Here is an 18,219-nt window from a genome sequence, read left to right as displayed (position 1 = left end):
GCGGCCGCGGCCGCGGCACGGGTGCCCGTCGCGGTCGTCGCCGCGGGCTCGGCCGCCGCGGCAGCGGCCGCGCCGCCCGGGCGGACCAGCGGGTGCAGCATCGTCGGGGCGGACAGCGCGGTGGCCGCGCCGGCCGCGCTCGCGGCGACGGGCAGCACCGTGTCCGGGGTGGCCACCACCGGCGTCGGCGGCACGGCCGGCGACACCGGGTTGACCGAGTCCGGGGCTGCCGACACGGGAGCGGGGGAGACCGGGGCGGTGCTCGCCGCGGGCTCGGCGGAGACCGGCACGACCGCGGGCGCGGCTGCGGCCGACGCGGTGGGAGCCGGCGTGTCGTCGGTGATGGCGGCCATCATGCCGGTGTCCGCGCTGGCGTGGCGTCCCCGGCGGGCCGCGGCGGCCTGCGCCTGGTCACCGGCTGCCGTGGCGGCAGGCGTGGTGGCGGCCGTCGCCGACGCTGCCGTCGCGGCAGGCGCTGCGGGCTGCGCGGGAGACGTCGGGGCGCTCTGCTGCGCGGGCGGCGCGGACTGCTGGACCGGCGGAGCCGTCGTCGGTGCGGCGGCTGCCGCTGCCTGCGGAGCCTGCTGCGGCACCTGCTGACCGGGCACCTGCTGCTGGGGAGCCTGACCCGGCGCCTGCGATCCGGGAGCCTGCTGGCTCGGTGCCTGCTGACCCGACGCGGGGGCATAGCCCTGCTGGCCCGGGGCCTGCTGGCCCTGGCCGGGCATGCCGGGGTGGCCCTGCGGGGGCACACCGGGCTGGCCGTAGACCTGGCCCTGCGGCTGCCCGGGGCGGCCCTGCGGCGGGCCGTACTGCGGCTGCCCCTGCGGGTGGCCGTACGGCTGGCCCTGCGGCGGCTGGCCCTGGCCGGGGTGCGGCTGGCCGTACTGCTGGGGGCCGTTCGGGTGCTGGCCGGGGCCGCCGTAGACCTGGCCCTGCTGCGGCGGGCGCGGTCCCTGCGGACCGGGGCCCTGCTGCGGGTGGCGGCCCTGCTGCGGCGGGCCGTACTGGCCCTGCTGGCCGGGACCGCCCTGCTGCGGGTGCGGCTGGTTGGGGCCGCCGTAGACCTGGCCCTGCTGCTGGCCGGGGCCGTTCGGGCGGTACTGCGGGCCGGGCTGCGGCGGCATCGGGCCGGGACGCCCACCACGCTGCGCGTTCGGGTCCCAGTTGCCCTGGCCCTGCTGCGGCGGGCGCTGGCCGTTGGCCGGCGGGAACGGCCCGGGCGGCGGGCCCTGGCCGGCGTGCGGCTGGCCGTGCTGCTGGGGGCCGTTCGGGTGCTGGCCGGGGGCGTACTGGCCGGGCTGCTGCGGGCCCTGCTGCTGGGGCGCCTGCGCGTTGGCGGGCTGCTGCGCGGCGGCTTCGGGAGCGTCCGAGGGCGGGCGTTGTCCGGGCACGCGCGACCACGGCGACGTTGGCGTGCCGGCCCAGGCCGGCGTGCCGCGGTGCCGCTCGTCGGTGCGCTCGTCGGTCACGCCCCACCTCGCCTGGTTCCGAGTCTTGTATGGCACAAATGCATCGCGAACCGGGTCGCCACGAAGGTATGGTCGCGCCCGGCCGAAAAAAGAATGCGGTTGCGAGTGGAGGGTACGGGGTGGGCTTCATCACCGCCACTGCGGATCGGCTCACAATCCGAAACTTCACCGAGGCGGCAGGGCTTTTCCGGACATTAGGTGCATCCGGATTTCGGCGGTTCTCCACATATCGCCAGGCGACCGTGGCGGCCACCATCACCAACACCATGTTCGGCTTCGTGCGCACCTACGTCATGCTGGCCGTGGCCGGCTCCGCGGTGGCCGTCGGCGGGCAGGCAGCCGGCTACGACGCCGCGCAACTGGTCACCTACGTGTGGGCCGGGCAGGGCCTGATCGGCGTGGTGGCGATGTGGGGCTGGACCGAGCTGGCCGACCGGATCCGCTCCGGCGACGTGGTCACCGATCTGCTGCGCCCGGTGCACCCGGTGCTCGGCTACCTGCTGCCCGATCTGGGCCGGGCGGCGTACGCCCTGCTCACCCGGTTCGTCGTGCCGATCGTGGTCGGCGCGCTCGCCTTCGACATGTACCTGCCGCAACGTGCCGCCACCTACCCGATGTTCGCGGTGTCGGTGCTGCTCGCGGTGCTGGTCTGCTTCGCCGGGCGGTTCCTGGTCAACGCGGCCGGCTACTGGCTGCTCGACACCCGCGGCGTGCTGATGGCGTGGGCCGTGTGCGCCGGTGTGCTCGGCGGCCTGTACTTCCCGATCCGCTTCCTGCCCGAGTGGGCCGCGACGGCCGTCTACCTGGGCACGCCGTTCCCGTCCCTGCTGCAGATCCCGCTCGACGTGCTGGTCGAACGGGACCCGCCGGCCGGGCAGCTGGGCCTGCTCGGGCTCCAGGCGCTGTGGGCCGGGCTGCTGTTCACCGCCTGCGTGCTGGTGCAGCGCCGGGCCGAGCGGCGGCTGGTGGTGCAGGGTGGCTGAGGGCGCGGCGGCCTCGACCGCGGCGATCTACCGCCGGCTGGTCGCCGCCCAGGTGCGCTCACAGGCGTCGTACCGGGCGAGCTTCGTCCTCGATTTGCTGTCCAACGTGGTCTTCCTCGGTGCCGACCTGCTCACCGTGCTGGTCGTCTTCCACCGCGTGCCGGTGCTCGCCGGGTTCTCGCTGACCGACACGCTACTGGTGTTCGGGCTGTCGTCACTGGGCTTCTCGCTGGCCGACCTGGCCGTCGGCAACATCGACCGGATGCAGCGCCACGTGCGCACCGGGCTGCTCGACGCGGTGCTGATCCGCCCGCTGGGCGTGCTGTGGCAGCTGCTGGTGCTCGACGTGGGCGTCCGGCGGCTGGGCCGGGTGTGCTCCGGCGTGGTCGTGCTCGCGGTCGCCGTACGCCTGGCCGAGGTGCCGGTCACCCCGGCCAACCTGCTGCTCCTGGTGGTCACGCCGCTGGCCGGGGCGGTCTTCTTCAGTGCGGTCTTCGTGGCCACCGCCACCGTGGCGTTCTGGTGGGTGGACTCCGGCGAGCTGAGTGCCGCGCTGACCTACGGCGGGCGCGACTTCACCTCGTACCCGATGACCGTCTACGGCGGCTGGTTCCGCCACCTGCTCGCCTTCGGGCTGGGCTTCGGCTTCGTGGCGTACTACCCGGCGCTGATCCTGCTCGACCGCCCGGATCCCCTCGGCGCCCCGTCCTGGCTGGGCTGGTGCAGCCCCGTCCTGGCGGCCGTCGCCGCAGCCCTGGCCGCCCTGGTCTGGCGCACCGGCGTACGCCACTACCGCAGCACCGGCTCATGAACGCGAACGGGAGGCACGGCGGCGTGAACGTCATCGAGGCGCACGGGTTGCGCAAGGACTTCACCGTACGGGTGCGCAAAAGCCTGCTGCGGCGCGAACGCCGGGTCGTCGCCGCGGTCGACGGGGTGGACCTGACCGTGCAGCGCGGCCAGCTGCTCGGTTACCTCGGCCCCAACGGCGCGGGCAAATCCACCACGCTGAAGATGCTCACCGGTGTGCTGAACCCCTCCGGCGGCCGGGTGTCGGTGTGCGGACTGACCCCGGTGCCGCAGCGCATCCTGCTGGCCCGGCGCATCGGGGTGGTGTTCGGGCAGCGCTCGCAGCTGTGGTGGGACCTGCCGCTGCGCGACTCGTACGAGCTGCTGCGCCACATCTACCGGGTGCCCGCCGCCGAGCATGCCGCCCGCCTGCGCCGCTGCCGCGACCTGCTCGAACTGGACCCGTTCCTGGACACCCCCGTGCGCCAGCTCTCGCTGGGCCAGCGCATGCGCGGCGAGCTGACCGCGGCCCTGCTGCACGGCCCCGAGGTGCTGTTCCTGGACGAGCCGACGATCGGCCTGGACGTGGTGAGCAAGCAGGCCGTCCGCGGCTTCCTGGCCGAGCTGGGCGAGTCCGGCGACACCACCGTCGTGCTGACCACGCACGACCTGGCCGACATCGAGCGGCTGTGCCGCCGCATCGTCGTCATCGACCACGGCCGGGTGGTGCACGACGGCGGCATCGACGCCCTGCACGCCCGCTACGGCTCGCAACGCCGCGTGACCGTCGACTTCGACACCCTGCCCCCGGCCCTGCCCGCCCTGCCCGGCGTACACCTCGAATCCACCACCGGGCCCCGCCTGACCTTCACCCTCGACGGCAGCGCCTCCGTCGGCACCCTGGTCTCCGCCCTCTCCGCCCTCGGCGGCCTACGCGACCTCTCCGTAACCGAACCCGAGATCGAAGAAGTGATCGCCCGCCTCTACCGCTCAGACGAAGGAAGGGCACCTTCTTAACGGTTTCCGTAGAGGAAGGGCACCTTCTTGACGGGCCGCCGACTGTGCCCCTGATGACATCCGCTTCCGGGTGGGGATCTTGCCTGGCTACACTCGGACCCGCACAGGGCCGCAAGGGGCACGCTGGTTGGGTGGGACGGCGCGCATCAACTGCGTCGTACCCGGAGTACCAACACATGGCCGCCCGTGCCTCCTACCGTGACCTCGTCCGGATCACCGGACCCTGGTTCCTCGTCCTCGCCTTCCTCGCCCGCCTGCCCGCCGCCATGGGCCCGCTCGGCGTGATCACCCTCGTCGTCGCCGCCACCGGCAGCTACGGCACCGCAGGCCTGGCCGCCGCCGCGTTCGGCATCGGCGCGGCGTTCGGCGGTCCCGTCGCCGGGACCCTCGCCGACCGCTTCGGCCAGCGCGCCGTCGGCATCACCGCGGCCGTCGTCGACGCCGCCGCGTACGCCGCCCTCGTCCTCGCCGTGACCGGCGGCTTCCCGACCGCGGTGCTACCGCTCGCAGCGCTCGCCGGATTCGCCATGCCGCAGGTCGGCCCGCTGGTCCGGGTGCGCTGGGCGGTGCTGCTCGGCGACCGCGGCCGGCAGCGGCAACTGCCCACCGCGATGGCGTACGAGGGAGCCGTCGACGAGGCGTCGTTCCTGGCCGGCCCGGCGCTGGTCGGCGTTCTGGCACTGTCCGGCTGGGCCGGCGCGCCGCTGCTCGTGGCATCCGTGCTGACCGTGCTGGCCGCGGTGCCGTTCGCGCTGCACCGCACCGTGCCGCCCGTGCTGCGCGCGCCACGCGTCGAGCCCGCGACGGCCGGTCCTGCCACCGCCGGTCCGGCCGCGGCTGCCCGCGCCGCCGAGCGTGCCGGGGCCGCCGGTCGGATGCCGTTCTCGCGGGTGGCGGTGCTGGTCGCGGCCATGTCCGTGATCGGCGTCGTGTTCGGGGCGACGCAGACCGGGGTGACCGCCTTCGCCGACTCGATCGGCTCGGCTGGATCGGCCGGTCTGATCTACGCCGTGCTGGGCGTCGGCAGTGCCCTCGCCGGGCTCGCCGTGGCCTGGCTGCCGGAGTCACTCGGCCCGGTCAGCCGGTATCTCTGGTCGGCCGCCGCGCTGGTCGCGGGCACCGCCGCGCTGCTGCTCGCACACTCCACGCCCACCGCCCTGGCCGCTGTCGTCGTGCTCGGCGTCACCGCCGCGCCGTACCTGATCTCCGGATACGCCCTGGCGGGTCGGCTGTGCCCGCCCCGCCATGCGGGCATGGTGATGACGTTGCTGGCCAGCGGGGTGGTCGCGGGGGTCTCGCTGGGTGCGGCCGTCGCGGGCCGGCTCGCCGACGCGTACGGCTACCGCGGCGCGTTCGCGGTGCCGCTGGTCGCCGCGGTGCTGGGCCTGCTGCTGGCCGCGCTCGTCGCACCGGGCCTGCGCCGGGCGGTACGCGCCGCGGACACCGCCGACGCCGCGACCGCCGCACGGACGGCTGCCCGCCACCCCGCTCTCACCTCCGCCTGAGCCGGTCCAGGGACGTCCACAGGATGGGCGTCCCGCGGGCCCTCTCCAGGACGTCCGCAGACGGCGCTAGCGTGGGAGTAACTGACGAAACGGCTAGAGGTGATTACCGAGATGCGGCAGGCGAACGGTCGTGACGCCGTGCTGTGGCGCGACGCGGCGGCGATCGGTGCCGCGACGGGCGTCATCGGCCTGTCGTTCGGCGCGATCGCGGTGGCCTCGGGACTGCCCGCCTGGGTGCCCGCGTCGATGTCGGTGCTGGTCTTCGCCGGCGGTTCCCAGTTCCTCGCGGTCGCGTTGATGACCGGCAGCCCGATCGCCGCGGTGGCCGGCGGCGTGCTGATCAACGCGCGCCACCTGCCGTTCGGGCTGGCCGTCGGGCCCGCGATCGGCAGGAGCAAGCCCGCCCGGTTCGCCGGCGCGCATCTGGTGATCGACGAGAGTACGGCGTTCGCGCTGGCCGAGCGCCACCCCGAACGCCGGGCGCGGGCGTTCTGGGCCGTCGGCCTGACCATCTTCGTGACCTGGAACGTCGGCACGCTGATCGGCATCGCGCTGGGCGGCGCCGTCAGCGACCCCGCCGTGTACGGGCTCGACGCGGCGTTCCCGGCGGGCCTGCTGGCCCTGCTGCTGCCGTCACTGCGCGACCGTGCGACGCGTGCCGCCGCCATCGCCGGTTCGCTGCTCGCTGTCGCCACGACGCCCCTGCTCCCGGCGGGGCTGCCGGTGCTGGCGGCGCTGCTGGGCGTCGGCGCGGCCCTGCTGCTGCCCACCCCGTCTGCGCGGGCCGCGGGTGCCCCGGCCGATGCGGTGCGGGTGGTCGGGCCCGAGCCGGCCGCGCACCAGGACGGGGCCGCCGCGCTCGACACGCAGGCGCCGCGGGGGTCGCGATGACGATGCTGTTGGTCGTCCTCGCGCTGGCCGTGGGCACCTATGCCACCCGCATCGCCGGAGTGCTGCTGCACGACCGCCTGGTGCTGCCGGAACGCCTGCGGCACCTGCTGCCGATCGCCGCCACGACGCTGCTCGCCGCACTGGTCGCGACCGCGGTGTTCACCGAGGCGGGACGGCTGTCCGTCGGCGTCGCCCGTCCGCTGGGCGTGCTGGTCGGCGCGGTCCTGGCCTGGCGGAAGGCACCGTTCGTCGTGGTCGTGGTCGCGGCGGCCGTCAGCGCCGCCCTGCTCCGGCTCGCCGGCCTGCCCTGACCCGGCCGTGCGTCCGACGCCAAGCGGAGCCGGGACGGCCGGGCAGATCCGGCTATCCCGACTCCGGCGGTACGGATGTCCTAGGCCTTGGTGGGGACGACCGGGTCACCGATCTTGACCTGCGGGTTCGGCATCCGCATACGGCGGAACGTGATCCCGCGCATGACCGCGTACATGTACAGCGAGCCCATGCGCTGGGTGGTCTTGGGGTAGTTCTCCTTGATCAGCTTCTTGACCTTGCGGCAGATGAAGATGCTGTCGACGATCACGGCCAGCGCCAGCAGCAGCCAGATGATGTTGGCAGCCGCCGCGATACGCGGGTCGCGGACCTGGATCAGGAAGAAGATCAGGAAGGCGCCGCCGAAGAACCAGGTGCCGACGGTACGCCGGGAGTCGACGTAGTCGCGCACCAGCCGCCGCTCCGGTCCCTTGTCCCGGGGCAGCAGGAAGCGTTCGTCGCCTGCCTTCATGCCGGCCATGGACTCGGCCCGCTCGGCCCGCGACTTCTCGCGGGCGCGCTTGAGCGCCTCGCGGCGGTTCGCCGGCGGCGGCTCGGCCTTGCGGCGCTGGGCCTCGGTGCGCTTCGGCGTCGCCTTGCCCTTGGCGGGCGTGTACGAGCGCGACGCGCGCACGATCTCCGAGCCCTCGGGCTCGGAGGCCGCGGCCTCGGCGGGAACGTCAGTGGTCTTGCGGGAGAACAACGGCACGCAGCAAGGGTAGCCGACCCGCGGCCGCAGCCGACGCCCACCGCGTGGCGACCTGTGATGAACCGCTCGCACCCGCCCCCACCAGCCCCACCCGCGCTCAGCCGTCGCGCGTCGCGGGACCCGCTCCCCGAAATAGACGTTGGCCTATCACATCGAATTCGATCGCCTCGATTTTCGATGTGATAGGCCAACGTCTATGGAAAGCGGGGGCCGGACGGCGCGGCGGCCGCGGCGGGTGGTGCCGGGGGGGCGGTCAGCGGGAGACGGTGGCGCCGAGGCCGGCGAGCTTGCCCTCGAAGTCCTCGTAGCCGCGGTTGATCAGGTCGACGCCGTGCACCCGGGAGGTGCCCTCGGCGGCCAGGGCCGCGATGAGGTGGCTGAAGCCCGCCCGCAGGTCCGGGATGATCAGGTCGGTGGCGTGCAGCTTGGCCGGGCCGGCGATGACCGCGCTGTGGCGGAAGCCCATCCGGCCGAACCGGCACGGGGTGCCGCCGAGGCAGTCCTGGAAGACCTGGATGTGCGCGCCCATCTGGTTCAGCGCGTTGGTATAGCCGAAGCGCTTCTCGTACACCGTCTCGTGCACCACGGACAGGCCGTTGGCCTGGGTCAGCGCCACGACCAGCGGCTGCTGCCAGTCGGTCATGAAGCCGGGGTGCACGTCGGTCTCCAGCGCGACGGGGCGCAGGTCGCCGCCGGGGTGCCAGAAGCGGATGCCGCCGTCGACCGGGTTGTCGTCGATCTCGAACTCGCCGCCGATGGACCGGAACACGTTGAGGTACGTGGTCATGTCGGCCTGGCGGGCGCCCTTGACGGTGATGTCGCCCCGGGTGGCCAGCGCGGCCGAGGCCCAGCTGGCGGCCTCGATGCGGTCCGGGATCGGGCGGTGCGAGAACCCGGCCAGGCGCGGCACGCCCTGGATCTCGATCACCCGGTTGGTGTGCACCTTGATGATCGCGCCCATCTTCTGCAGGATGCAGATCAGGTCGATGATCTCGGGCTCGACCGCGGCGTTGCTCAGCTCGGTGACGCCCTCGGCGCGCACGGCGGTGAGCAGGATCTGCTCGGTCGCGCCGACCGACGGGTAGTTCAGCTCGTACTTGATGCCGTGCAGGCCGTCCGGGGCGGACAGGTGCAGGCCTTCCGGGGTCTTGTCGACGACCGCACCGAAGCGCCGCAGCGCCTCCAGGTGGTAGTCGATGGGACGCGGGCCGATGTGGCAGCCGCCCAGGTCCGGGATGAACGCGTGGCCGAGCCGGTGCAGCAGCGGGCCGCACAGCAGGATCGGGATGCGGCTGGAGCCGGCGTGCACGTTGATCTCGTCGACGCCGGCGCGCTCGACGTTGGACGGGTCGAACCGCAGCTCCCCGTCGAGATCGCCGTTGGTCACCTTGACGCCGTGCAGCTCCAGGAGGCCGCGCACGATCTCCACGTCGCGGATGCGCGGGACGTCGTACATGCGGCTCGGACTCTCACCCAGCACGGTGGCGACCATGGCTTTGGAGACCAGATTCTTGGCCCCACGAACCCGCACCTCGCCCTTGAGCGGGCTACCTCCGCTGACGATGAGCACGTCGTCCGACAAGGCGACCTCCTGGGTGTGGCGCGAGTGAAAAGCAAACCCCGGCAGCATAGCGCTGCGTGATGTGTGACGGAATACACGGCAAGCTTAAATGAGTACGAGCGCCGCGATTCGGACGCGGCGCTCGTACAGAGAGTAACCAGCCGCCTACGGCAGGGCCAGCATCTGATCCAGCGCCACCCGGGCATGGTGCGCCGTGTCGGGGTCGACCGTGATCTGGTTGGGCACCCGCCCCGCGACCAGCTCCTCCAACGCCCAGACCAGGTGCGGCAGGTCGATGCGGTTCATCGTGGAGCAGTAGCAGACCGTCTTCTCCAGGAACATGACCTGCTTGTCCGGGTGCGCGGCGGCCAGTCGGCGGACCAGGTTGAGCTCGGTGCCGACGGCCCACGCCGAGCCGGGCTCGGCCGCCTCCAGCTGCTTGATGATGTACTCCGTCGAGCCCACGTAGTCGGCCGCGGTGACCACCTCGTGGCGGCACTCCGGGTGCACCAGGATGTTGACGCCCGGCACCTGCTCGCGCATGGCCAGCACGTTCTCCAGGGTGAACCGGCCGTGCACCGAGCAGTGGCCGCGCCACAGGATCATCCTGGCGTCGCGCAGCTGCTGGTCGGTCAGGCCGCCGTTGGGCTTGTGCGGGTCGTAGAGCACGCAGTCGTCGAGCGAGTAGCCCATCTCCAGCACCGCGGTGTTGCGCCCCAGGTGCTGATCGGGCAGGAACAACACCTTCTCACCCTGGGCGTACGCCCAGTCCAGCGCGCGCTTGGCGTTGGAGGAGGTGCAGACCACGCCGCCGTTGCGGCCGACGAAGCCCTTGATGTCGGCGGAGGAGTTCATGTAGGTGACGGGCACCACGGAATCCGCGATCCCCAGGTCGCTCAGCAGATCCCAGCACTGCTCGACCTGCTCCAGCACGGCCATGTCGGCCATGGAGCAGCCCGCGGCCAGGTCCGGCAGGACCACGCGCTGGGCCTCGGTGGTGAGGATGTCGGCCGACTCGGCCATGAAGTGCACGCCGCAGAACACGATGAACTCGGCGTCGGGCCGGGCCGCGGCCTCGCGGGCCAGCTTGAAGGAGTCGCCGGTCACGTCGGCGAACTGGATGACCTCGTCGCGCTGGTAGTGGTGACCGAGCACGAAGACCCGGTCACCGAGCGCGGCCTTGGCGGCGGCGGCGCGCTCGACCAGGCCGGGGTCGCTGGGCGCGGGCAGGTCGCCCGGGCAGTCGACGCCGCGTTCCGAGTTCGAGTCCTTGCCGCGGCCGAGCAGCAGCAGTACGGGAGCAGTCACGTGTCCCATCGTCGCACCAACCCGGCACGGCAGGCTCGCCCGCACGGCTGTGGCCTGCCCCACGGCGCGAGTGCTCCGGCGTGACCCGCACGGGGGCGAACCGGTCGCGGGCGGTCCGAGTGCGGCGTGCCCGGCGGCCACGGGGTCCGGCGCCGGTCGTGGGACGCGGTCACGCCGGTCACCCGCACCGCCGGGGTGGGTCACTATCGTGCAGCCATGCGAGTGTTGATCTGTCCCGACAAGTTCGCCGGCACGCTCACCGCGGTGGAGGCGGCGCAGGCCGTCGCCGAGGGCTGGCAGGAGGTCGTCCCGGCGGACGAGCTGATCTGCCGCCCCATCGCCGACGGCGGCCCCGGCTTCGTCGAGGTGCTGCACGCCTCGGTCGGCGGCGAGCTGGTCGAGGTCGACACGACCGACCCGCTGGGCCGCCCGGTCCTCGGCGCGGTGTTACTCGCCGGAGACGAGGCGGCCACCGCGTACGTGGAGAGCGCGCAGGCCTGCGGCCTGCACCTCGTCGAGCCGGGGGAGCGGGACCCGAGGACGGCCTCCTCGTACGGCCTCGGCGCCCTGATCGAGGCCGCGGTGGCGCACGGCGCCCGGCGCGTGGTGATCGGGCTGGGCGGCTCGGCCACCAACGACGGCGGTGCGGGGCTGCTCGCCGCGCTGGGCGCGGTCGGCCTGGACGCTGCCGGCGAGCCGCTGGCCCCCGGTGGCGCGGCCCTGACCGCCTGCGTCTCCCTCGCCCTCGGGGAGGGTGTGAGCCTGCTTCCGGAGGGCGTCGAGCTGATCGCCGCCACCGACGTCGACAACCCGCTGACCGGCCTGCACGGCGCGTCCGCGGTGTACGGCCCGCAGAAGGGCGCGAGCCCGCAGGACGTGACGGTGCTCGACGCCGCCCTGGCGAACTGGGCCGCGGTGCTGGAGCGGGAGTTGCCGGGCTGCCCGGCCAAGCTCGCCGAGCTGCCCGGCGGCGGCGCGGCGGGCGGCCTCGGCGCGGCGGTCCTGGCGCTGGGCGGCACGGTCGCCTCCGGCATCGACCTGGTCCGTGAGCTGACCGGCCTGGACGAGGTGCTGGAGAACGTCGACCTGGTGATCACCGGGGAGGGCTCGTTCGACCACCAGTCACTGCGCGGCAAGGCCATCTCGGGCCTGGCCGGTGCCGCCCGTGACCTCGGCGTCCCGTGCGTGGTGCTGGCGGGCCGGGTCACCACCGGCCGCCGCGAGCAGGGCGCGGCGGGCGTCACCGAGGCGTACGCCCTGGTCGACCACTTCGGCAGCGTCGACCTGGCCCTCGCCGAACCCGCCCGCGGCCTGCGCGAACTGGCCACCCGCCTGGCCGGCCAGTGGTCCCGCTGAGCTAGCGAGAAGTAAGGGCGCCTGCTCAACGGGATGTCCGTTGAGCAGGCGCCCTTACTTCCTCAGGCCGCGTTCTCCGGCGCGAGGAACCGCTCCTCGGCGGAGTCGGCCGCGGACGTGCGGTCGGATCGGCCCAGCACGGCCGCCAGCAGGCCGAGCAGGGAGATCGCGGTGACGAGGCCGATGGCGGCCAGGAAGGTGTCCGGCAGGCGCCCCGGCACGATGGCACCGCCGCCGACCACCGCCGACGTGACGGCCAGCGCGACCGCCCCGCCGACCTGGAACGAGCTCTGCACCAGCCCGGAGGCCAGCCCCTGCTCGTCGTCGGCGACACCGCTGGTCGCCTGCACGTTCAGGGCGGAGAAGGACAGCGCGAAGCCCAGTCCGAGCAGCAGCGCGGTCGGCAGGATCACGGTGAGGAACTCCGGCTCCGGCCCCGCGCGCAGGAACAGGGCGTACGCGGCGACGAACGCGACCATGCCCAGCGCGATCAGCCGCCGGGTGCCGTACCGGGTGATCAACCTGCCGACCAGCGGGCCGGAACTCGCCACGATGACACCGGCGGGCAGCAGCGACAGCGCCATCTGCAGCGGCGACCACTGCAGCACGTTCTGCAGGTACAGCGCGACGATGAACTGGAAGCTCAGGTATCCGCCGGAGACGGCCATCGCGGTGAGGTCGGCGCGCACCAGGCTGCGGTTGGCGAAGATGCCCAGCCGCACCAGCGGGTGCGCCACGGTGCGCTCCGCCACCACGAAGGCGGTGGCGAGCGCCGCGACCACGGCCAGCGAGCCGAGGGTGCGCGGCGAGGTCCAGCCCGCCTCGGGGGCGTTGACGACGGTGAACACCAGCAGTAGCAGCGCGCCGGTGGAGGTGGCGGCGCCGAGCACGTCGTAACCGCCGGGGTTGCGGCCGCCGTCGCGCGGGATCAACCGCAGCCCGGCGAACAGGGCGATCAGCGCCAGCGGCGCGGGCAGCAGGAAGGTCACCCGCCAGTCGATCTCGGTGAGCAGCCCGCCCAGGATGAGGCCGGACGAGAAGCCGCTGGCCCCGAAGACGGTGTAGATGCCCAGCGCCCGGTTGCGCACCGGGCCCTCCGGGAACGTCGTGGTCAGGATGGACAGTCCGGCGGGCGCGGTGAAGGCGGCGGCCAGGCCCTTGACGAACCGGGTCGCGATCAGCAGCGTGCCGTCCTCGACCAGGCCGCCGAGTACGGACGCGCCCGCGAAGACGGCCAGCGCGACCAGCAGCACGCGGCGCCGGCCGAGCAGGTCGGCGGTCCGGCCGCCGAGCAGGAGCAGACCGCCGTAGCCGAGCACGTAGCCGCTGACGATCCACTGCAGCGTCGCGGTGGACAGGCCGAGGTCGGCCTGGATTGCGGGCAGGGTGACGCCGACCATCGAGATGTCGAGGCCGTCGAGGAAGAGCACCGCGCACAGCACCAGCAGCGTGCCCCACAACCGCGGGGTCCAGCGCTGGTCCGCGGGGGTCGTCGAGGGATCGGCAGGGGCGGGCGGCGACAGCGTCGCGGTGGAGGACATGGCGCGTACATTAGTTGCATGTGCATTGAATGTGCAAGCATATAATGCGTTCACATTTACTGCGCCTGCATGTTAAGCTCCGGTCATGCCCGACGAGGTGGCCGTGAAGGCGTGGCGCGAACTGTCCCGGCAGTACGCGGCGCTCTCGTGCGCGCTGGAGAGCGCACTGCAGGATCAGCACCGGCTCGGCATGAGCGAGTTCGAGGTGCTGGACCGGCTGGTCGACGGCGGCGAGTGCGCGACGGGCCTGCGGATGCAGGAGCTGGGCGAGCAGATCCACCTCAGCCAGAGTGCGTTGTCCCGCACGGTCGCCCGTCTCGAGAAGGACGGCCTGGTGGAGCGCAAACTCTGCACGTCCGACCGGCGCGGGGTGTTCGTGCACCCCACCGAGGCCGGGCGGGAACGGCACGCCGCGGCGCGGCCCACGCACCGCGCAGTCATCAACACCACACTGGGCGAGTAGCCCGTGAGGCGCTCTGGGGAATCAAACCTGGGCGCGCTAGCGTTACCTCGAAGGATTATCAGCACTTCACGCTTGGGGAGCACCACGTGACGACGCCCGACATCTCGACGCCCGACAGCAAGACGGAAGCCACCGGCATCAACCTCACCGAGGTCGCGGCCGGCAAGGTCAAGGCTCTGCTGGAGCAGGAGGGTCGCGACGACCTCCGGCTGCGGGTCGCGGTCCAGCCCGGTGGCTGCTCCGGCCTGCGTTACCAGCTCTTCTTCGACGAGCGCGAGCTCGACGGCGACATCGTCAAGGAGTTCGACGGTGTCGAGGTCGTCGTCGACCGGATGAGCGCGCCGTACCTGGCAGGCGCCACCGTCGACTTCGCCGACCGCATCGACGCACAGGGTTTCACCATCGACAACCCGAACGCGGGCGGCTCCTGCGCCTGCGGCGACAGTTTCCACTGACGCGCAGCGGCAGTGGAAACCGGTGGGCACAGTCACCGACCGGTGACCGAACCACCTGAGCTTCACCGCCGCCCCGCTGTGGGCGACGACACAAGCGGCACTCCGGCCCCGCCGGAGTGCCGCTGTCGTATGCCGTCAACCGGTACGCTTTCCGCGCCATCTTTCGCCGACCTGAAGGTCAACCATGAAGATCTGCGTTACCGGATCGATCGCCACGGATCACCTGATGCACTTCCCGGGCCGCTTCGCGGACCAGCTCATCGCGGACCAGCTGGACAAGGTCTCCCTGTCGTTCCTGGTCGACGATCTCGTGATCCGGCGTGGCGGCGTGGCGGCGAACATCGCCTTCGGCATGGCCAAGCTGGGCCTGCGCCCCGCCCTGGTCGGCGCGGTCGGCGCGGACTTCGCCGACTACCGCTCCTGGCTGGAGCGCCACGGCGTCGACTGTGACTCGGTACACGTCAGTGAGGTGGCGCACACCGCCCGCTTCGTCTGCACCACCGACGAGGACCTGTGCCAGGTCGCCTCGTTCTACGCCGGCGCCATGAGCGAGGCCCGCAACATCGAGCTGTCCCCGGTGCACCAGCGCCTCGACGGCCTCGACCTGGTCATCGTCGGCGCGAACGACCCGGTGGCGATGGTGCGCCACTCGCAGGAGTGCCGCGACCGCGGATACGCCTTCGCCGCGGATCCGTCCCAGCAGCTGGCCCGGATGGGCGGCGACGAGGTGCACCAGCTCATCGAGGGCGCGGAGTTCCTGCTCACCAACGAGTACGAGAACTCGCTGCTGGAGCAGAAGACCGGCCTGACCTCGGACCAGGTGCTGGAGCGGGTCAAGGTGCGGGTCACCACGCTGGGCAAGAACGGCGTTCGGATCACCGGCCGCGACTTCGCGCCGATCCTGGTGCCGGTCGCCCGCGAGATCCACGCGTACGACCCGACCGGCGTCGGCGACGGCTTCCGGGCCGGCTTCTTCGCCGCGCTGTCCTGGGGCCTGGGCCTGGAGCGCGCCGCGCAGGTGGGCGCCCTGCTGGCCACCCTGGTGCTGGAGACGGTCGGCACCCAGGAGTACGAGGTGGACCCGGACAACTTCCTCAAGCGCCTGACCGAGTCCTACGGCGATGCCGCCGCCGCGGACATCCGCCCCCACCTGAACTGACCTGCTCGGCAGGGACGCCGGAGCCGGCGCGGGACATCCCTCGCGCCGGCTTTGCTCTGCACCCATTCCCTTGCTCTGCACCCGAATACGCAACGACGACCGTGCGTCGGGTGAGGCGCTCGGGCACGCCGACGTGTTGCGTCGGTGGGTGCAGAGCAAGCATTTGGGTGCAGAGCAAACGCGCGCGGGACCGATACCTGACCAGGCGTGGAGCGCCGTCAGGCGAGGCGGCGGACGTCGAAGGCAGGGGAGCCGTCGACGGCGATCGCACCGACGTACTCCTGGGCTCGCATGCGGCACCACGCCGGGATGTCCACGGCCGCGGCCGGGTCGTCGGCGAGCACCCGCACGACCGCGCCGACCGGCACCGCCGGCAGCCGCTTGGCCAGCGCGATCACCGGCAGGGGGCAGCGCTGCCCCAGGCAGTTCAGCACCTCGACCGGGGTGTCGGCGCTCACATGCCCACCTCCGCCCGCAGTGCCGCCACGATGCCGGGCAGTTCGGCGAGGAACCGGTCGACCTGCTCGGCGGTGCTGTCGCGGTGCAGCGACAGCCGGATGTTGCCATGCGTCAGCACGCCCATCGCGGCCAGTACGTGACTCGGCTGGAGCGTCGAGGACGTGCAGGCCGAGCCCGACGACACCGCGAAGCCGCGCCGGTCCAGGGCGGTGAGCAGTGCCTCGCCGTCGACGTACAGGCAGGAGAAGGTCACCACGTGGGGCAGCCGGTCCACCGGGTCGCCCACGATCTCCACGTCGGGCACGGTAGCCGCGACGGTCGTGCGGACCCGGTCCACCAGCTCCGACTGGCGTTCGCCCTCCTGTGCGGCGGTCTCGTGCACGGCGTGCAGGGACGCTGCCGCCGCGATGATCGCGGGCAGGTCGGGCGCGCCGGGGAAGCGGCCGGACTCCCGGTCGTCAGCCGGGTACGGCGACACCCAACGGGTGCCCTTGCGCACCACCAGCAGGCCGACTCCGGGCGGGCCGCCCCACTTGCGGGCCGAGCCGGTCAGCAGGGACCAGCCGTCCGGCACGGACAGGCGACCCAGCGACTGCGCGGCGTCGACGTACAGCGGCACGCCGGCCTCGCGACACGCCGCCGCGGCGGCGGCGACGGGCTGCACCGTGCCGACCTCGTGACTCGCGCTGATCAGTGCGGCGAGCGCCACACCGGGCGCGGACACGGCCTGCGCCCACGCGTCGAGGTCGACCCGGCCCAGCCGGTCCACCGGCACCGCTGTCTCGGTGCCGCCCGCGCGCACGTGGCGCTCGCCGGCGTGCAGCACGGCCGAATGTTCGATCGCGGAGCGGACCAGGGCCGCCCCGGCGCGGCGGCGGCCGGCCAGTCCACCCAGGACGGCGGCGTGCGCCGCGGTGCTGCCGCTGCCGGCGAAGGTCACCTCGTCGGGGCGTACGCCCAGCACCTGCGCAAACGTGTCGCGCGCCGCGTCGAGCAGGAGGCGCGCCCGGCGGGCCTGGGTGTAGAGCTTGCCGGGGTCGGCCCAGCCGTCGTCGAGCGCGCCGAGCAGCGCCTCGCGCGCGGCCGGGTGCAGCGGAGTCGCGGTCGCGGCATCGAAATACACGCCACGGACGCTCTCGCCCTGATCGATTGGTCCGGCCTGCCGGGGATCTCCCACCCCTCGACGGTATCGTGATCTAGCGGTGACGGCAGTCGTCGCCGCCACCAGTTCCCGCGGACACGCCGGATCACCGGGCCGACCCCAGGCCCGGCCGGGGCCCCGGGGTGAAGTACTCTGCGACCGTCGGTCACGCCCCTCACCGGTGCGTCCGAAGGTGGCGCTGCTAAGGGAGGCAGGAGCAGGTGGTCGCAACACGAGCCCGCAGGCGAGCCGTCGGTTTGAGCGCGATGTCGGTGGTCCTGACGACGTTGCTCGCCGGCTGCAGCATCAACAACATCGGTGCGGCGTTCGACGGATTCGGCTGGCCCCAGGGCGGCATCACCGAGCAGTCCGAGCGGATGTACGACCTGTGGGTCGGGTCGGTCGTCGCGGCGCTCGCGGTGGGCTTCTTCGTGTGGGGTCTGATCTTCTGGTGCGTGGCGGCCTACCGCCGCAAGCGCGGTGACGCCGACCTGCCCACGCAGACGCGGTTCAACCTGCCGATCGAGATCCTCTACACGGTGCTGCCGTTCCTGGTGATCGCGGTGCTGTTCTACTACACCGCCGTCGTGCAGACCGACGTGAACAAGCTGACCAAGGACCCGGGCGCCACCGTCGAGGTCGTCGCGTTCAAGTGGAACTGGCAGTTCAACTACCTCTCCGGCCCCGGCCTCGACGCCGAGAAGGTGGAGAGCACGCCCGGCGACAGCAACTACATCCCGGTCGTGGTCGTCCCGACCGGGACGACGGTGCGCTTCGTCGAGCACAGCAACGACGTCATCCACTCGTTCTGGGTGCCGGAGCTGCTGTTCAAGCGGGACGTCTTCCCGGGCAACGTGATCAACGAGTTCGAAGTGAACATCATTCAGACGGGCAGCTACGTCGGCCGGTGCGCCGAGCTGTGCGGCACCTACCACTCGATGATGAACTTCGAGCTGCGGGCCGTGACGCCGGAGAAGTACGCGCAGTTCGTGGCGGCACTGAAGTCGGGCAAGAGCACCCCCGAGGCGCTGACGGCCATCGGTGAGACGCCCTACGCCACCACGACCACGCCGTTCCCGACCCTGCGCGACGCGAACTGAG

The 18,219-nt window shown here is 72.7% G+C and carries 17 protein-coding genes and 1 pseudogene; 11 read left to right on the top strand and 7 right to left on the bottom strand.

The window, feature by feature from the left end; all coding sequences use genetic code 11:
- Positions 1 to 1,472 (bottom strand): annotated as a pseudogene (locus FLL47_RS17555) (hypothetical protein); the annotation flags it as partial.
- Between the two features lie 242 nt (positions 1,473 to 1,714).
- On the opposite strand from FLL47_RS17555, the gene FLL47_RS17550 reads away from it, so the two are divergent.
- From FLL47_RS17550 to FLL47_RS17525, 6 genes are all read left to right on the top strand, one after another.
- Positions 1,715 to 2,455: an ABC transporter permease gene (locus tag FLL47_RS17550; protein ID WP_246158067.1), complete on the top strand. Its 741-nt coding sequence runs from the start codon at positions 1,715 to 1,717 to the stop codon at positions 2,453 to 2,455.
- Positions 2,448 to 3,266, top strand: a complete 819-nt coding sequence (locus FLL47_RS17545) for an ABC transporter permease (RefSeq protein WP_246158064.1) — start codon at positions 2,448 to 2,450, stop codon at positions 3,264 to 3,266. The genes FLL47_RS17550 and FLL47_RS17545 overlap by 8 nt, the downstream gene beginning before the upstream one ends.
- 23 nt (positions 3,267 to 3,289) lie before the next feature.
- On the top strand, positions 3,290 to 4,261 hold the full coding sequence (locus FLL47_RS17540) for an ABC transporter ATP-binding protein (RefSeq protein ID WP_144121634.1): 972 nt from the start codon (positions 3,290 to 3,292) through the stop codon (positions 4,259 to 4,261).
- A gap of 176 nt (positions 4,262 to 4,437) precedes the next feature.
- Positions 4,438 to 5,766 carry an MFS transporter gene (locus FLL47_RS17535; RefSeq protein WP_144121561.1) on the top strand — a complete coding sequence of 443 codons (1,329 nt, stop codon included), beginning with the start codon at positions 4,438 to 4,440 and terminating at the stop codon, positions 5,764 to 5,766.
- A gap of 111 nt (positions 5,767 to 5,877) precedes the next feature.
- Positions 5,878 to 6,657 carry an AzlC family ABC transporter permease gene (locus FLL47_RS17530; RefSeq protein WP_144121560.1) on the top strand — a complete coding sequence of 260 codons (780 nt, stop codon included), beginning with the start codon at positions 5,878 to 5,880 and terminating at the stop codon, positions 6,655 to 6,657.
- The gene (locus tag FLL47_RS17525; protein WP_144121559.1) at positions 6,654 to 6,968 is read left to right on the top strand and encodes an AzlD domain-containing protein; all 315 of its coding nucleotides are present in this window, start codon (positions 6,654 to 6,656) and stop codon (positions 6,966 to 6,968) included. The genes FLL47_RS17530 and FLL47_RS17525 overlap by 4 nt, the downstream gene beginning before the upstream one ends.
- Positions 6,969 to 7,048: 80 nt before the next feature.
- Here FLL47_RS17525 and FLL47_RS17520 read toward each other — a convergent pair whose 3' ends face one another.
- The 3 genes from FLL47_RS17520 to nadA all read right to left on the bottom strand — a co-directional run bounded on the left by FLL47_RS17520 (position 7,049) and on the right by nadA (position 10,553).
- Entirely contained in the window at positions 7,049 to 7,675 is a 627-nt protein-coding gene (locus FLL47_RS17520) for a DUF3043 domain-containing protein (protein WP_144121558.1), read from the bottom strand.
- Positions 7,676 to 7,928: 253 nt separating this feature from the next.
- Positions 7,929 to 9,257: a UDP-N-acetylglucosamine 1-carboxyvinyltransferase gene (gene murA, locus FLL47_RS17515; protein ID WP_144121557.1), complete on the bottom strand. Its 1,329-nt coding sequence runs from the start codon at positions 9,255 to 9,257 to the stop codon at positions 7,929 to 7,931.
- A 144-nt stretch (positions 9,258 to 9,401) separates the two neighbouring features.
- Positions 9,402 to 10,553, bottom strand: a complete 1,152-nt coding sequence (nadA, locus tag FLL47_RS17510) for a quinolinate synthase NadA (protein WP_144121556.1) — start codon at positions 10,551 to 10,553, stop codon at positions 9,402 to 9,404.
- A gap of 207 nt (positions 10,554 to 10,760) precedes the next feature.
- Between nadA and FLL47_RS17505 the strand changes: the two genes are divergently transcribed.
- Positions 10,761 to 11,900 (top strand): glycerate kinase family protein, encoded by a 1,140-nt coding sequence (locus FLL47_RS17505; protein WP_144121555.1) that lies wholly within the window; start codon positions 10,761 to 10,763, stop codon positions 11,898 to 11,900.
- Between the two features lie 62 nt (positions 11,901 to 11,962).
- On the opposite strand, the gene FLL47_RS17500 is transcribed toward FLL47_RS17505, so the two are convergent.
- Positions 11,963 to 13,441 (bottom strand): MFS transporter, encoded by a 1,479-nt coding sequence (locus FLL47_RS17500; RefSeq protein WP_144121554.1) that lies wholly within the window; start codon positions 13,439 to 13,441, stop codon positions 11,963 to 11,965.
- An 85-nt stretch (positions 13,442 to 13,526) separates the two neighbouring features.
- Between FLL47_RS17500 and FLL47_RS17495 the strand changes: the two genes are divergently transcribed.
- The 3 genes from FLL47_RS17495 (at position 13,527) to FLL47_RS17485 (ending at position 15,518) form a co-directional block, all read left to right on the top strand.
- A complete protein-coding gene (locus FLL47_RS17495; protein WP_144121553.1) occupies positions 13,527 to 13,904 on the top strand; it encodes a MarR family winged helix-turn-helix transcriptional regulator in 378 nt (125 codons plus the stop codon).
- Positions 13,905 to 14,005: 101 nt separating this feature from the next.
- Positions 14,006 to 14,359: an iron-sulfur cluster insertion protein ErpA gene (gene erpA / locus FLL47_RS17490; protein WP_144121633.1), complete on the top strand. Its 354-nt coding sequence runs from the start codon at positions 14,006 to 14,008 to the stop codon at positions 14,357 to 14,359.
- A 184-nt stretch (positions 14,360 to 14,543) separates the two neighbouring features.
- Positions 14,544 to 15,518, top strand: a complete 975-nt coding sequence (locus FLL47_RS17485; protein WP_144121552.1) for a carbohydrate kinase family protein — start codon at positions 14,544 to 14,546, stop codon at positions 15,516 to 15,518.
- Between the two features lie 218 nt (positions 15,519 to 15,736).
- On the opposite strand, the gene FLL47_RS17480 is transcribed toward FLL47_RS17485, so the two are convergent.
- Entirely contained in the window at positions 15,737 to 15,976 is a 240-nt protein-coding gene (locus FLL47_RS17480; RefSeq protein WP_144121551.1) for a sulfurtransferase TusA family protein, read from the bottom strand.
- Complete coding sequence (locus FLL47_RS17475) at positions 15,973 to 17,127, bottom strand: cysteine desulfurase family protein (RefSeq protein WP_144121632.1); 1,155 nt, start codon at positions 17,125 to 17,127, stop codon at positions 15,973 to 15,975. The genes FLL47_RS17480 and FLL47_RS17475 overlap by 4 nt, the downstream gene beginning before the upstream one ends.
- A gap of 257 nt (positions 17,128 to 17,384) precedes the next feature.
- On the opposite strand from FLL47_RS17475, the gene ctaC reads away from it, so the two are divergent.
- A complete protein-coding gene (gene ctaC, locus FLL47_RS17470; RefSeq protein ID WP_144121550.1) occupies positions 17,385 to 18,218 on the top strand; it encodes an aa3-type cytochrome oxidase subunit II in 834 nt (277 codons plus the stop codon).
- The last annotated feature ends 1 nt before the right edge of the window (position 18,219 follow it).

Source organism: Catellatospora sichuanensis (assembly GCF_007483665.1).
Lineage (GTDB): Bacteria > Actinomycetota > Actinomycetes > Mycobacteriales > Micromonosporaceae > Catellatospora > Catellatospora sichuanensis.
The sequence above is the reverse complement of the archived record's forward strand: the minus strand, read 5'-3'. Positions and strand labels throughout refer to the sequence as shown.

Bases quoted from the DNA above. Each gene is read 5' to 3' on its own strand.
- FLL47_RS17535 (WP_144121561.1), top strand. From the start codon at position 4,438: ATGGCCGCCCGTGCCTCCTACCGTGACCTCGTCCGGATCACCGGACCC.
- FLL47_RS17530 (WP_144121560.1), top strand. From the start codon at position 5,878: ATGCGGCAGGCGAACGGTCGTGACGCCGTGCTGTGGCGCGACGCGGCG.
- FLL47_RS17525 (WP_144121559.1), top strand. From the start codon at position 6,654: ATGACGATGCTGTTGGTCGTCCTCGCGCTGGCCGTGGGCACCTATGCC.
- nadA (WP_144121556.1), bottom strand. From the start codon at position 10,553: ATGGGACACGTGACTGCTCCCGTACTGCTGCTGCTCGGCCGCGGCAAG.
- FLL47_RS17505 (WP_144121555.1), top strand. From the start codon at position 10,761: ATGCGAGTGTTGATCTGTCCCGACAAGTTCGCCGGCACGCTCACCGCG.
- FLL47_RS17500 (WP_144121554.1), bottom strand. From the start codon at position 13,441: ATGTCCTCCACCGCGACGCTGTCGCCGCCCGCCCCTGCCGATCCCTCG.
- FLL47_RS17495 (WP_144121553.1), top strand. From the start codon at position 13,527: ATGCCCGACGAGGTGGCCGTGAAGGCGTGGCGCGAACTGTCCCGGCAG.
- FLL47_RS17485 (WP_144121552.1), top strand. From the start codon at position 14,544: ATGAAGATCTGCGTTACCGGATCGATCGCCACGGATCACCTGATGCAC.
- ctaC (WP_144121550.1), top strand. From the start codon at position 17,385: ATGTCGGTGGTCCTGACGACGTTGCTCGCCGGCTGCAGCATCAACAAC.